Origin of the sequence: Rufibacter ruber (genome assembly GCF_014138425.1) — a bacterium.
GTDB lineage: Bacteria > Bacteroidota > Bacteroidia > Cytophagales > Hymenobacteraceae > Nibribacter > Nibribacter ruber_C.
This window is the reverse complement of sequence record NZ_JACJIQ010000001.1, coordinates 220,758-234,690: the sequence shown is the minus strand read 5'-3', so window position 1 is coordinate 234,690 and position 13,933 is coordinate 220,758. Positions and strand designations below refer to the sequence as shown.

The window sequence follows — 13,933 nt, the reverse complement described above, 5'->3', positions numbered from 1 at the left end:
TTCGGGCTATTTTCTGAAAAACAGCCCGAAAACAGCTTTTACTCTGCTTTATTCACATTGGTCTTCTGCACTGCCAACTGGCACCGGTTGAACCTGCTTTCGTCCTTCTCACTCTCCGGAACGCTGCTATGCTGATCAAAAATCACTTCGCCAGGATCTTTCACGCTCAGCCTTCGCCTGCAAAACCAAAATGGGAATATGGGCTTAGGGGAGAAAACTGGTTGGTTTGGCCTGCACGTCAGGCAAAGAAATGTTGCACCTGCTCCACCACATAGTGTTGCTCCCCTTCGGTCATACCCGGGTAAAGCGGAAGGCTGAGACTGGTAGCCGCCAACGCCTCTGTTACGGGCAAGCCCCCTTTTCTCAACCCCAGATGGCCGTAAGCTTTCTGCAAGTGGGCCGGCACCGGATAATGCACCAGGGTGCTGATACCTTTTTTCTGCAGGTATTGCTGCAATGCATCACGCTGCCGCGTTCTGACCACGTACAGATGAAACACCGGCTCAGTCCCGGGGGGGACTTCTGCCGGGCACTCCAGATCCCCCACCCCCGCCAACTGCTGGCTGTAACTTCTGGCCAATCTCCTCCTCTCCTCATTGAGCTGCCCCAGATACGGGAGTTTCACAGAAAGCACGGCGGCCTGCAGAGAATCCAGGCGGGAGTTCACGCCGGGCAGCTCATACGCGTACCGCTGGGACTGCCCGTAGTTCTGGTATTTCCGGATAAAGTTCAGCCGCTCCAGATCCTGGCTCACCACGGCACCCGCGTCTCCCACCGCCCCCAGGTTTTTGGTTGGGTAAAAACTGAAGGCGTTCACATGCCCAAACGAACCTACTTGCCGGCCGGCCACCACCGCCCCGTGCGCCTGCGCACAGTCTTCTACCACCAGAATGCCCTTCTCCTGCGCCACCTGCATGATCTGGGGCATGGGGCACGGCAACCCAAATAAATGAACCGGTATCACTGCCTTTGTGTGCTGGGTAATGGCTTGGTTAACGGCCTGGGCGGTGAGGTTGTAGGTTTTCTCATCTGGGTCCAGCAGCACAGGAGTAGCCCCCACCTGCTGCACCGCATTGATGGTGGCAATGAAACTGTTCCCCGGCAGCAATACGTCATCTCCGGGGCCAACCCCTAACGCCCGCAGACTCAGTACCAGGGCGTCAAACCCGTTACCGACACCTACTGCCTCTTTTACCCCAATATAATCACTAAAACTTCGCTCAAACTCCTGAACGGAAGCACCCAAAATGAACTGCTGCCTCCGGTACTCCTCTACCAGCGTCTGCTCAATTCGTGCATGTATTCCGTCAGGGAAGTCTCTGAACGTGAAGAAGGGTACTTGCATGTTGTTCTCCTGTGTCATGGCCTGCTCCTTACTTCCAGGTGAGCAGATACCGCTCCTGCAGCATGGCCCTGGCCCCCATGCTCTCTTTGAAGTAATACAGCTGCTCATTGATATATGGCGGGCCAGGGGAAGTCCCAAAGCTAAAATACCGTTTCTGGCCCTGAAACGCAGAGAAAATCTTGTCCAGCAGATACGGGGTGGCCCCCAGTGCCTTCCCTTCTTCCCCCATGCCAATGTATTGGGCGTGCACTACCTGCTCTGTTACAAATACCACCGTCCCGCCTAAAAGCTCCTGCCCCTGGAACACCCCGTACAATACAATATTCTCCGGAAAACTCCTTGCCAACTGCCGGAGTTCTTCTACTGAATGCGTGGGATACACCCTGTACTTGGTTTGGAGCAGTTCCTGCATGATTTGCATAAACGCAGAGAGATTCTCACTCCTTCTCACTTCCAAGGCAGCTTTCTTTGCTTTCTGCACCGCCCATTTCACCCCTTTTGAATACTTTCTGGGTGCCGAAAGATCTAGTACGCTCACCAAATCCCGGGCCGTCATTTCTGCCCCCAACTGGGTCAGCACCGCCACATCTTCATTAGACGGCAACTGGTGGTAACACGCCGGAATCGCTTTGTACACCAGGGCATGAATATTTTGCGCCTTCAAATAGACTTTCAAGGCCGAAAACACCTCCCGCATTCCCAAAAAAGTCATAGCAGCGTCACAGAGAACGCCGCCAAATGTGAGGCCATTGTGTGAATACAGCGTCTCTCCCTGCACATGCGCCGGCAAGACGGCTACCAGCCTGTTCTTTTGGAAGAACAGCAAAGACTCGTCCTGAAACCGGGAGGAATGGTACTCCATGTAGCGCCGCTGAAACATGAAATGCCCGTTCTTTGCGCGTTGCACAAAAGCATCCCACTCATTCTCATACGCGCTTGTGTATTTGATGACGTCCATGGGTTCTTCTCCGGCGGGCTTGGTTACTTTGCCAGAAGCTTCAAAAACTCCTGGTACTCCCTGATATAGTCTGACTCTTCAAAACATGTGGAGGTCATGCAACAGAGAATAGCATCTGCTGCAGGATGTACCGCAATCCAGCACAGCGGCGGTATGTACAGCCCCTGGGAGATATCTGACAGCTCAAAAGCCTTTTTGCCCCGGGCAGTCTGCGTATGCACCACCACGCTCCCTTGCACTACCGTCAGCACCTCTTTGGTGGTGCGGTGGGCGTGCCCCCCGCGCACGGTGTCAGCGCCGTTAGGGTACACCCAGAAAACCCGCTGCACGGCAAAGGGCAGACCAGCGGCGTCTTGGGTGGAAACTAACGTGCCCCCGGCATCTGAAAAGGTTGAAAACGGCAGTAGGTAAGGTTCTGATGGCATCATTTGCCCCCAAGTTACGCAAACCCGCCAGAATGGTGACAATAGTAGCGCCAAGAGCAAGAACCAAGACCCGCCTACCCCCTTCGCCCATCCTTTGACCCCTCCCCTACAGAATAGCTTCCTAATTCAACCGGCTGCGCCGCGTCCGGTTCTAGACGCTGCTGGCTCTCCTTTTAAGCTAAACCAGTAGTTTCTGGTGAAACCGCCCCCCGTGCCTGAGCATAAGGCATGTTTCTATCCCGGGTGAATTCCAGGCCCCTATTCTGCCAAGCCCACAGAGCGGCAACCGGTATTCCCTATACCGCACCACGGCCTTTGAACCAGAGATGACATCTGGTGGCCGTGCCGGTGCGGTTCCTCCTATTTTATCAGGCACGGGGGCCTGTCTGCTTCAACCTGTTTTAGGGCTGTTTTCTGGAAAACAGCCCCAAAACGCACTTCTGCCCTTTCCTAAATACTTCGTAATTTTGCGTTCCATGCAGGATACCTACCGCACCATAGCCGCACCCGTTGAGGGGTTGTACAAAGAGAAAGGCAGCAAGTTTATTGCCAAGGCGTACCCGGTGCGCTCTGAAGAGGAGGTGAAAGAGATCCTGCAAGCCCTGCGCAAAGAATTCTTTGACGCCCGCCACCACTGCTACGCGTACCTGCTGGGGGCTGACCGGGCCACCTACCGCGCCAATGATGACGGTGAGCCCAACCACTCAGCGGGAGACCCCATCCTGGGGCAGATCAAATCTGCAGATCTGAGCAATGTGCTGGTGGTGGTGATCCGGTATTTTGGCGGCATCAAGCTGGGCGTGGGCGGCCTCATTCACGCCTACAAAACCGCCACCGCTGAGGCATTGGCCCAGGCCTACGTAGTAGAACGCCATGAAACCACGTTCCTCACGGTCCAATTCAGTTATGAGCAGATGAATGACGTGATGCGGGTGGTGAAAGACTATGACCTTCTGGTTCGGCAGCAGGACTTTCAGCTGGATTGCCAACTCACCGTAGAGGTGCGCACCAGCCTGGCCCCGCAACTAGAAGAGCAGTTCTCCAAACTGGGCCGCCTGCGTTAGAATTCTCACCGCCTTCCCAACCTTAAGAGCTTGTTTAAATTTTGATTTTGCAAGCGAAAACGGGGAGCGAAAGGTTCTTCTATAGCGTTTTTTGAGCAGCATACGCCCCGCTATGGTGCGAGTCAACCGCGAAGTCAGGTTCTTTTGATACCCGTTTGCAGTGCAAAAGGCAAATTTAAACATGCTCTAATTCCACCCCGTCCCTCAGGTGGTGGCTCTCTTTGTCTGCCTCTCTTTTTGGAGCACAACATCTTTTAACTCCCCGGTTCACGTTACCTTCTTAAAACTAGCCGTAAGGCAGCTACCCTGGCGCGGGACTTCAGTCTTGTGACGCAGATGGTGCAATTCTCCAGACACCCCGGGAGCCTTCTTTGATCTCTAAAGGCAACTTTAGACCAGCTTACCACAACCTTAGGGAGCACATCCTCCTTCGGCCAAAGGCCGAAAATGCCCCGGGAGGCTTTGGTTCATAAACGTCAACAGCGGCGGCGGTCACACACATAATCCTGTAACAGCCCCTGGCGTCGCTTCAGAAGAACGCATTTTGCCAGCGGCCTTTCTGGCCCCTTTTAAAGAACCTGGCTTCGGCAACGCCGAGGCCTAAAGCGGCCCCTTTCTGTTTCCGGCCTGTTTTTCAGAAAACAGGCCGGAAACAGGTCAGCCTTGCAAGCCAGATTTTCGTACCTTTTGAGCCGTTGGCCCTGCTGGGCACCCGGCCCCCTTGCTGGTGCGGGGAAGGCTGCGCCGTTTTTGAACCTGATTGTGCATGACAGATTACCATATCCCTAAGCGGCTTCGGCCGGACACTATCTCCCGGAAGGCCGGGCAGCGGCCGGGGTCGCTGGCCCTGCCGGAGAACGCCCTTGCGCCCCGGTTTTTCCTGATTTCTTACGGGCCTGATTTTTTTCTGGAGCAGGAGCACCAGGGCTATGACAGCCTCATGCACACGTTCAGGGAACACCCGCAGGCCAAGCACTGGCTTGATGTACGGGGCTACGCCGATGTGCCGGTGCTGGAACGCATGATGGCTGATTTCCAGATCCACCCGCTGCAGATGGAAGACATAGTCAATGATTACCAGCGCCCCAAGGTGGAAGACGAAACCGACCGCCTGTTCATTGTGTCCCGCATGATTGAGTTCAATGAGGAGCACAAGCTGGAAGACCGGCAACTCACCCTGCTCACCGGCCCCAACTATGTGCTGACCTTCCAGAGTGACTACCATGACTGCCTGGACGTGCTGCGGGACCGCATCAGGTCGGGCAAGGGTACTATCCGGAAACGCCCCGTCATGTCGCTCACCCATGGCATTTTAGACGTGATCACTGACTACTATTTTCCGGCCATGGCCAAGATTGGCGACTACGCAGAGGAGCTGGAAGACTGCCTGTTTGAGAACCCCGGCCGCCAACTGCTCACCCAGATCCTGGACCTGAAGCGCGAGGTGGTGAAGCTGCGCCGCACGGTGTGGCAGGAGCGGGACAAGATCAACGAGCTGCTGCGCATGGATGAGGAGGTGATTCCGGCGGAGCTGAAAATCTACTTCCGGGATGTGTATGACCACGCCGTGCAGCTCATGGACCTGGTAGACAACTACAAGGAGACCACCAGCAACCTCTCAGACCTGTACCTCTCAAACGTGAGCAACCGCATGAATGAGGTCATGAAAGTATTGACCATCATCTCCACCATCTTTATTCCGTTGAGTTTTATTGTGGGGTTGTACGGCATGAACTTTTCGCGGGAGAACCCCCGCGGCGGTATCAATGAGTGGAACATGCCGGAGCTGTACCACCCGTACGGGTATGTGTACCTGCTCACTTTTATGGGGTTGGTGGTCACCGGTATGGTGTATTTCTTCTACCGCAAAGGCTGGCTCAGTAATAAGTAGCGCCAGTTTTGGGCCTTTTTTTCAGAAAACAGGCTCAAAACAGGCCTTCAAGCTACCCACTAAAAAAGGCGCCCCTTTTGGGAGCGCCTTTTTTGTTTTTGTAATTCTGTGTGCTGCTTATTTCTTAGCTACCAGATTGATGTCTAGCACAAAGTCATTGCTGATGGCTTTATCACCCAGGTTGTCAAAGAAGCTGCCTGACCCGTATTTGATGTCATATTTGGTTCTGTCAACGGTTACCTTGGCGTTGGCTTTGATCTGGTTACCGGCGTGCTGTATAGTAGCCGGGAACTGGATGGGCTTGGTGATGCCTTTGATGGTCAGGTCACCAGACACCAGGTACTGGCCTTTGCCGGTGGCTTTCGCGTTTTTGATCACCAGGGTAGACGTTGGGTATTTGGCGGTCCCAAAGAAATCTTCTGACTTCAGGTGACCCACCAGGTTCTGGTTCATTTTAGCATCAGAGATGTCTGTGCAGGCAATAGAACCCATGTCAATGGTAAAGGTACCCCCTAGAATGTTCTTGCCGTCGCTAACCAGTTTACCATCTGCAATACTGATGGTGCCTGAGTGCTCACCAGTCACCTTGGTGCCTACCCAGGCCACTTTAGACTGATTGGCTACTACTTTGTAGTCTGCGCCTTTGCCTGCAAATGCGAATGTTACCAACGCTACCAGCGCTGCTAAAACGGTGTTTCTTAGTTTCATTTCTTTTTGACTTACTGTTTAAGTGCTGCAAATGTATAAACAATTAATGTACATACAAATGTTGTGCAGAAAAAAAATTTGTCAACCCCGTCAAATAATCCCAAGTCTGTCAGCAAGAAAGCCCCTCTGCCTGTCTGCCACCAGGAAAGCCCCCGCTGTTTTAGGGCTGTTTTCCAGAAAACAGCCCTAAAACAGCAGCAGAGAAGCCAAAAGAAGTAGAAGCCCCGGTGGGCAGAGGTGGAGCTGCAGCGCTAATCAGTTTCTACCCTGCACCGTTATCTTCTGCAGCACCCGGTTAAAGGAGGCAAAGAGAATGTACTGGTTCTGCACCTCGTTGAACTGCACACTCACCGGGAATGAGGCGTTGATGGGGTCTTTGCCCAGCGGCTGGGCCTGCACGTCAAACAGATAGGCTTTGCGCGTACCGGTCTCCCTGATCACGTACAGCTTCTTGTCTCCCCCAAAGTGGAAGTACTGCACCTCCTTAGCTGACGACGTGACAAACCGCCGGTCTAGCAGCAGTTTGAGCTCCTGGCTGTACAGCGCCACCCGCCCAGGGTCTGTCCGGGCTATGATGTAAGATTTCCCGGTTGGCTCCGGCACCAGCTCAAAGGTGCTTCTCCGGTCTGGGCGCAGCAGCTGTTTCCGGCTAATGATTTCGCCCGTCAGGTCAAATGTGACCACTTCGCCACTCTGGGTAACGGTGGCGCAGGTAGAGCGGCGGAAGGAAATGCCCGGCTTGACAAAAAGCCCTGACCGCAGGTTGGCCCCCAGGTTGATGGGGAAACCGGGGTATGTCTCCCCCTGTTCGCCAAAGGCATAGACAAACCCATTCTCCAGCACCACCATGATCACGTTTCTGCCGTTGACCTTGAGGTGCTGCGGCGGCGCGGCCAGCCGGCTGTCTAAGCGCATAGGCGTCCACCCGCCCTGCAGGTTGCCCTGCATGTCCAGCAGGAAGATATTGCCCAGCTGGTCATCTACCGCCAGCCGGTAGTTCCCGTTCTTGTCATAGTCAAACACGGTCAACTGCTGCAGACGCAGGGAGTCTCCCAACGTAAACGGGAAGTTCTCCAGGTCATTCCCGTTCTTGTCTACCCCAAAGATACGGTTAGGCGTGGCGAAAAAATATTTGAGCCGTTTGTCTGCCCCATACACCAACTGGTGCACCGGCCCCATGACCCGGGCATCCAGCGTGTCTGTCCAGTTCTGCCTGTCCAGCTGGGCTGACACCCCGTGCAGCACCAGTGCCGAGTCCTGCACCACCAGCTCAGCGGTGTTGTCAACGGGGTACTGCAGCAGGAACGGCATGGTGAGCAACCGGCTCTTCAGGTCATACGTCTCTTCCTGGGTGATTCCCTGGGAGGCCAGCACCTTCTTCACAGAAGACTCCTCCTGGTGCCGCAAGATCAGGCTGGTGTAGTACTGCTGCTCGGCGGCGCTGAACTGGAAACTCAGGTAATTGAACTTCTTTACAATGCTGCTGTTGCGCAACAGGGCCGCCTGGTTCTGGTTGTTCATAGACCGCACCAGCAGGTTCCAGGCGTTGGCGGTGTGGATGTACAGCCCCACGTTGTCTTCCTGCTGCGTTTCTGCCAGCAGCGGCTCCATGGCCTCAGACTTGCCCCAGACCTTGCCCGCCTTCACCTCTGCCAGGAGCGAACGCATGGTGGCGACATCATCTGTGAACAGGATATAGTTTTGCAGCGTGGTATAATAGGTCTGGTCAAACCCCTTGAACATGTCTCCAAACAGCTGCTGCGGAAGATCTTTGGCCGTCAGCAACCGAATGGTGTGGTCGGCATACTTTTCCTGGGTACCGGCGGTCTGCCCCGGCTGCAGGCGGTTCAGCAGGGACTGGGTGTACGCCGGGTTAGACGCCTGCGCAAACAGGACCTTCTCTGGCGAGGTTCTGGTGTCATAGGCCTCTAAGTAGCAGAGCCCCAGCTCCCCGGCAAACGAATTGGCCAGAGTGTCCAGAAACGAGGCATTGGGCTTGCCTGACACCGCCCTGAGCACCCCCATCTGGTTCATGCCCAGGTGCAGCAGCACCGCCGCCCGGTTGGGAATCACCTCCCTGAGCTTGAAAGATTTGGCGGCATGCCCTTTCAACCGGCTGAACAGGGACCCCTCCACCGTCTCCGGGTTAGAGAAGCCGTTCAGGAAAAGCCGGTTGTTGTTCAGTTTCAGCTCCAGCATGCTGTTGCGGCAGAGGCTGCTCAACAGGTTCACGTCATCCAGCAGGTCTTCCTTCAGAAAGGTACTGAACAGGTCTGGCACGTGCTGGTAGTTGATGAACACGTTGGCGTACACCTCTGGCTGGCTCAGGTAGTTGGTGTTCTTGTAATCTTTGGCCGGTGATTCCAGCTGCCCCCGGTTTATGCGCCGCACCACCTCCTCAACCAGCACCGGGCTGGCGCTGATCACCAGGTTGTTGTGGTAGCTGAAAAAAGAAAAGTTGTTGGTGTTGTTCTGGTGAACGATGTCTGTGATCTGAAACCCCTGGTAATCCCGTACCTCCTGCCGGTACTCGTCTGCCTTCACCACATTCTCCACCAGGGTCCTGATGTAGCGGTGCTCTGCCACGGTGTTTACCGGTATGTAATAGAGCAGCTCCTGGTCAGTGCGCCCCATCACGTGCAAAGACACCAGCATGTTCTTATTGACCAGGAAGTTTCTGAACTGGGAGCGGCCGCCAGAAAGGCTGTCCAGGGTGGTCAGCTGGTCTTCCAGCCGCAGCACAAAGGGCATCTGCGAGACGGTAGACCACAGGTCTGACTCCTGCAGGTGGTCAATGAACCGGGGCACGCTGTTGGTTTCGGCAATAAAGACGGCATCATCAGGTACCAGCGTCCAGAGGTCTACTTTTTCGCGAGCCTCTGTCCATTTGGTAAACCCGTAAAAGCCCAGCGCCAACAGCACCACCACACCACAAAGCCAGTAAATCGTCTTTTTCGGCATCCTGTAAGGGTTAGGAAACACAAAAATAACGGAAAAACCTCCGCTTCAGCGTCCTTTCTCTACAAATTGATATGATCAGGGTGCAAAGCCACCCCGCGTTTTCTTAGTAACTTGCGCAAAGTTCAGAGCGCCCGGGGGAAACACCCCTCATGGGCGGTGTCTGTATTGGCGGCCGCCCGGGTCTGTTTTCGGCCTGTTTTCCCAAAAACAGGCCGAAAACAGAATACGCCCCCTCCTGTAGAGGCAGGTTTTTCTGAACCGATGACATTCACACAGTTAAAATTATGCGCGTAGTGCTACAGCGGGTCACGCAGGCATCTGTGACCATTGAAGGAAACGTGAACGGCCAAATTGGCCAGGGGCTGCTGGTGTTAGCCGGCTTCACCCCCACAGACACCCCCGAAGACCTGGCCTGGACAGCCCGGAAAATTGTCCAGCTCCGTATTTTCAATGACGCGGAAGACAAGATGAACCTGAGCGTGCAAGACGTGCAGGGCGGCCTTCTGCTCATTAGCCAGTTCACCCTGTACGCCAACACCAAGAAAGGCAACCGCCCTTCTTACATCAACGCCGCGCCGCCGGCCGTGGCCATTCCGCTGTACGGGCAGTTTCACCAGACCCTGGAAAAGGAGCTGGGCAAACCGGTTCCCACGGGTATTTTTGGCGCAGACATGAAGGTGAGCCTGCTCAATGACGGCCCCGTCACCATCACCATTGACTCGCAAAACCGCGAATAATTGTTCATTGTTGATTGTGTTTGGGCATCGGCCACAGGCCGAAACTAGAAAACGTGTTTTTGGCTTATTTCCCCGAAAACAGCCCTAAAACACAATTCTCATTTGCACATCAGTTCATTAAGAATTAGCACATTACAAAATTCACTCAATCTCGCATTCACTTCTTCACTCATTAAAAAATGACCCTAGAGCAAGCCCAACAAGCCGTAGACACCTGGATTAAAGACGTGGGCGTTCGGTACTTCTCTGAACTGACCAACCTGGCCATTCTCACAGAGGAGGTGGGCGAAGTGGCCCGCATCATTGCCCGCCGGTACGGGGACCAGTCTTTCAAGAAGAGCGACGAGGAAGTAGACCTGGCCACTGAGATGGCTGATGTGCTGTTCGTATTGATTGCGCTGGCGAACCAAACCGGCGTAAACCTGACCGAAGCGTTCCAGAAAGGCCTGGAGAAACGCACCGCCCGGGACAAAGACCGTCACCAGAACAACCCCAAGCTAAAGGGATAATTCAACAAAAGAGAAAAACCGTTTTCGGGCTGTTTTTCTGAAAACAGGCCAAAAACGAGAATTTAGCCAACATCACGCCTCCCCTCTTTGTCAATCTGGAAGAATCTTAGGGAACAGTGGGCGAACTAGAAAGCGGTAGCTATTACCGTTCGCCACCGGGATCCTTTCAGGATGACAGATTTAAAAAAGCAGAGAAAGAATTTACGCTTGCTTATTAGGGCTGTTTTAGCGCTGATTTCTAGAAAATAAGCCAGAAACGAAATTGCTACTAATTGGTATCTGTGGGCCGCTCCTGCCGTTTATGGAAAAAAGCGCTTACCCCAACTCTGCCGGCACCAGCACGTCACCTTGCAGCACGGGCACCAGCTGGTACACGTCTTCCTGCAGGCAGAACTCAATGTCTGGCAGAATGTGCAGCCGCTCCAGCCGTTGCACGTGTGAGGACTTGGACAAGAAACCAAGCAAATCAGTTTTGGCGGTCTGGTAGAGGTGGTACGCCGCCAGGGTGGCGTCATGGTTCAGGTGGAAGTCAGCTTGCAGGCGTTCAGCCAGCGCCCCGGCAAAGAGCGTGTCTTCCAGGTTGAACAGGCCTTTCCAGCCGGCACAGACCACTACCACGTCTTTGCCTTTGGCCCGCACGTAGCGGGCCACGGCGCCCACGTTCACAAACGCCCCCACCAGCACCTCATCTGCCGCGCGTGACAGCCTGATGGCCTGCGTGCCGTTGGTGGTGGTGATGGCCAGCCGCTTGCCTTCTACGCCCTCCCGGTAATGAAACGGCGAATTGCCAAAGTCAAACCCGTCTGCCTTGATGCCATCCCGCTCAGCGGCCACCAGGTAGCCCTTCTCCCGGAACGCCAGGCATTCCTGCAGGTCACTTACCGGGGCAATGTGGGAAACCCCGTGCGCCAGGGCGGTCACCATGCTGGACGTAGCCCGCAGCACATCTACCGCCACGGCAATCTTTCCCTTTAAATCATACAGCGGCAACAGCTCTGGGCTGAAACAAACATCTATAGAAGGCATTTTGAAAAAGTTCTGAGTTCTGAGCCTTGAGTCATATAAAAAATTGGCGTTTTAGGGCTGTTTTCTGAAAAACAGCCCTAAAACGCCTGCGGTTGTTCTGAGTCTAAAGCCTGAAAAATTAAAATTATATGACTCAGGACCCATGACTCAAGACTCAGAACTCTTTATACTGTTGGTTTGTAGAACGGCAGTTTCACCACCTGCGCCTTGAGCTGCTTGTTGCGCACTTTGATAAAGAGTTCTGTTCCGGGGGCCGAGAACTCGGTTTTCACGTAGCCTAAGCCCACGCCCTTGCCCAGAGAGGGCGACATGGTGCCAGAGGTTACTTCGCCAATGGTGGTGCCCTCTGCGTCAACAATCTCATAGTGGCTGCGCGGAATGCCCTGCTCCATCATCTCAAACCCCACCAGTTTTCTGAAGACGCCCTGTTCCTTCTGGGCTTTGAGGTTCTGGGCATTGGTGAAGTCTTTGGTGAACTTGGTCACCCAGCCCAACCCGGCTTCCAGCGGTGAGGTGGTGTCTGTGATGTCATTGCCGTAGAGGCAGTACCCCATCTCCAGCCGAAGGGTGTCACGGGCTCCCAGGCCAATGGGTTTAATCCCGAACTCGGCCCCGGCCGCCATGATTTTGTCAAAGACCTCTCTGGCGTTCTCATTGGGCACGTAGATTTCAAACCCACCCGCGCCGGTGTACCCCGTAGCTGAGATGATCACATTGGGCACCCCCGCAAATTCGCCTTTGTCAAAGGTGTAATAGACCATGTTGGCCAGGTCAACCGAGGTCAGTGACTGGAGCGCCTGTGCCGCCTTAGGCCCCTGTACCGCAAAGAGGGAAAGCTCGTCTGAGATATCTCTGAGCTGGGCACCGTTGGTGTTGAACTGGTTAACCCAGTTCCAGTCTTTCTCAATATTAGAGGCGTTGACCACCAGCATGTATTCTTCCTCTGCCAGACAATACACCAGCAGGTCATCTACAATCCCGCCCTGCTGGTTGGGAAACGTGGAGTACTGAATCTTGCCCGGGGTCAGCTTAGAGGCATCATTAGACGTCACGCGCTGAATCAGGTCCAGGGCCTGCGGCCCAGACACCAGAAACTCCCCCATGTGTGACACGTCAAAAACGCCCACGGCTTTTCTTACCGTGTGGTGCTCCTCCAGATCAGAGCTGTAGCGAACAGGCATGTTGTAACCGGCAAATGGCACCATTTTAGCGCCCAGCGCCTCGTGCACATCATTTAGAGCTATTTTCTTTAATTCCATGTATGGGTTGTTTAGGAGCACCTTCTAACAGAAAGGCAAAAGTAGGCAATTACCCTGGCTTTAGAAACCGTTTACCAGAGAACAACGGCTGAACCTTATTATTGCACTTATTCTTTATTCCTCCAATAAACTCCTGCTTTAAATGCAAATCTGCAGGCGCGCCGCCTTGTTGTCCGGAAGCTTCTTTTTGGCGGTTTTACTCACTTTTTTGGCAGCAGCAGTTTCTGTGTCCTTTAAAAAAAACGCTCAGCCCCTTCTTTCTTCTGACGGTGCAAAGGTTTGTTCTAAAAATCTAAAACCCTCCATTCCTAGGCTTCGTATCACATTTTATTGGTACAATTCTGCCAGCCTAGGCTCCAGAATGGCCGGTTGGAGAGGAGATTGAAGTCTTCTGGAACAGAGTTGTTGCGTTAGTACTTGGTTGGATATGAGTTTTAGGGATACCATTTTACACGAGGCTTTGGTGATTTTTGAGCAGAAAGGTATTGAGGATATCTCTACTGAAACTCTTCTGGAATTACTGGATATCTCCCGGGGCACTTTGAACGAGATTGCCGGCTCTAAAAAAGAACTGGTGCAGGAATGCATAAGCCACTCCATCAGAGTCAGGCAGAAGGTGGCAGAGCAGATTATCTCTGAGGCAGACCACTCGCTAGAGGCCTTGCTGCAGGTGCTGCAGCTGTGCCTTGAAGAGGTGTATTCTTTCAACCACGCGTTTGTCTATGACCTGCAGGTGTATTACCCCCAGTCATGGGCCCGGCTGCAGCTGCTCATGCGCCTGCTTACCCGCAACTACTTACGGCCGCTCATTCAGCAGAGCAAAGACCAGGGGTACCTGCAGCAAGACGTAGACGCAGAGCTGGCGGCCCGCATGTTCCTGAACCACATGTACGGGTTGTTGAACCCCAGGCTTTTCCCGGCCTTCGCCTTTGACTACCAGGAGCTATTCAAAACCATGATTTTAAACTATATAAAAGGGTGCGCCACCCCTCAGGGGCAGGCACATATTGACGTATTTCCGCTCAAAGCAATGGCCGTGTAGGTTTGCTT

The 13,933-nt window shown here is 54.0% G+C and carries 12 protein-coding genes; 5 read left to right on the top strand and 7 right to left on the bottom strand.

Going from position 1 to position 13,933, the window contains the following annotated elements; all coding sequences use genetic code 11:
- Positions 1 to 238: 238 nt before the first annotated feature.
- Genes FHS90_RS00945 through FHS90_RS00935 form a run of 3 tightly spaced genes read right to left on the bottom strand, consistent with a single transcriptional unit; the run spans position 239 to position 2,731 of the window.
- Positions 239 to 1,345 carry a DegT/DnrJ/EryC1/StrS family aminotransferase gene (locus FHS90_RS00945; protein WP_246386544.1) on the bottom strand — a complete coding sequence of 369 codons (1,107 nt, stop codon included), beginning with the start codon at positions 1,343 to 1,345 and terminating at the stop codon, positions 239 to 241.
- 28 nt (positions 1,346 to 1,373) lie between these two features.
- Positions 1,374 to 2,303, bottom strand: coding sequence for a GNAT family N-acetyltransferase (locus FHS90_RS00940; protein WP_182511227.1), 930 nt, complete (start codon positions 2,301 to 2,303; stop codon positions 1,374 to 1,376).
- Positions 2,304 to 2,326: 23 nt separating this feature from the next.
- Entirely contained in the window at positions 2,327 to 2,731 is a 405-nt protein-coding gene (locus tag FHS90_RS00935) for a sugar 3,4-ketoisomerase (protein WP_082893417.1), read from the bottom strand.
- Between the two features lie 473 nt (positions 2,732 to 3,204).
- Between FHS90_RS00935 and FHS90_RS00930 the strand changes: the two genes are divergently transcribed.
- Together FHS90_RS00930 and corA are read left to right on the top strand one after the other, a co-directional pair.
- Positions 3,205 to 3,792, top strand: a complete 588-nt coding sequence (locus FHS90_RS00930) for an IMPACT family protein (protein ID WP_066831052.1) — start codon at positions 3,205 to 3,207, stop codon at positions 3,790 to 3,792.
- A gap of 766 nt (positions 3,793 to 4,558) precedes the next feature.
- On the top strand, positions 4,559 to 5,683 hold the full coding sequence (gene corA, locus FHS90_RS00925) for a magnesium/cobalt transporter CorA (RefSeq protein WP_066830941.1): 1,125 nt from the start codon (positions 4,559 to 4,561) through the stop codon (positions 5,681 to 5,683).
- A gap of 117 nt (positions 5,684 to 5,800) precedes the next feature.
- Here the strand turns inward: corA and FHS90_RS00920 are convergent, their stop codons facing one another.
- Together FHS90_RS00920 and FHS90_RS00915 are read right to left on the bottom strand one after the other, a co-directional pair.
- Complete coding sequence (locus FHS90_RS00920) at positions 5,801 to 6,391, bottom strand: YceI family protein (protein WP_066830943.1); 591 nt, start codon at positions 6,389 to 6,391, stop codon at positions 5,801 to 5,803.
- Positions 6,392 to 6,646: 255 nt separating this feature from the next.
- Positions 6,647 to 9,352, bottom strand: a complete 2,706-nt coding sequence (locus FHS90_RS00915) for a hypothetical protein (RefSeq protein WP_182511226.1) — start codon at positions 9,350 to 9,352, stop codon at positions 6,647 to 6,649.
- A 284-nt stretch (positions 9,353 to 9,636) separates the two neighbouring features.
- On the opposite strand from FHS90_RS00915, the gene dtd reads away from it, so the two are divergent.
- Both dtd and FHS90_RS00905 read left to right on the top strand, forming a co-directional pair.
- Positions 9,637 to 10,089 carry a D-aminoacyl-tRNA deacylase gene (dtd, locus tag FHS90_RS00910; protein ID WP_182511225.1) on the top strand — a complete coding sequence of 151 codons (453 nt, stop codon included), beginning with the start codon at positions 9,637 to 9,639 and terminating at the stop codon, positions 10,087 to 10,089.
- A 179-nt stretch (positions 10,090 to 10,268) separates the two neighbouring features.
- A complete protein-coding gene (locus tag FHS90_RS00905; protein WP_066830948.1) occupies positions 10,269 to 10,598 on the top strand; it encodes a nucleotide pyrophosphohydrolase in 330 nt (109 codons plus the stop codon).
- A gap of 315 nt (positions 10,599 to 10,913) precedes the next feature.
- On the opposite strand, the gene FHS90_RS00900 is transcribed toward FHS90_RS00905, so the two are convergent.
- Entirely contained in the window at positions 10,914 to 11,624 is a 711-nt protein-coding gene (locus FHS90_RS00900; protein ID WP_182511224.1) for a 2-phosphosulfolactate phosphatase, read from the bottom strand.
- Between the two features lie 164 nt (positions 11,625 to 11,788).
- Positions 11,789 to 12,883, bottom strand: a complete 1,095-nt coding sequence (gene gcvT / locus FHS90_RS00895) for a glycine cleavage system aminomethyltransferase GcvT (protein WP_182511223.1) — start codon at positions 12,881 to 12,883, stop codon at positions 11,789 to 11,791.
- 427 nt (positions 12,884 to 13,310) lie between these two features.
- On the opposite strand from gcvT, the gene FHS90_RS00890 reads away from it, so the two are divergent.
- Positions 13,311 to 13,925: a TetR/AcrR family transcriptional regulator gene (locus tag FHS90_RS00890; RefSeq protein WP_066830954.1), complete on the top strand. Its 615-nt coding sequence runs from the start codon at positions 13,311 to 13,313 to the stop codon at positions 13,923 to 13,925.
- Positions 13,926 to 13,933 lie beyond the last annotated feature (8 nt).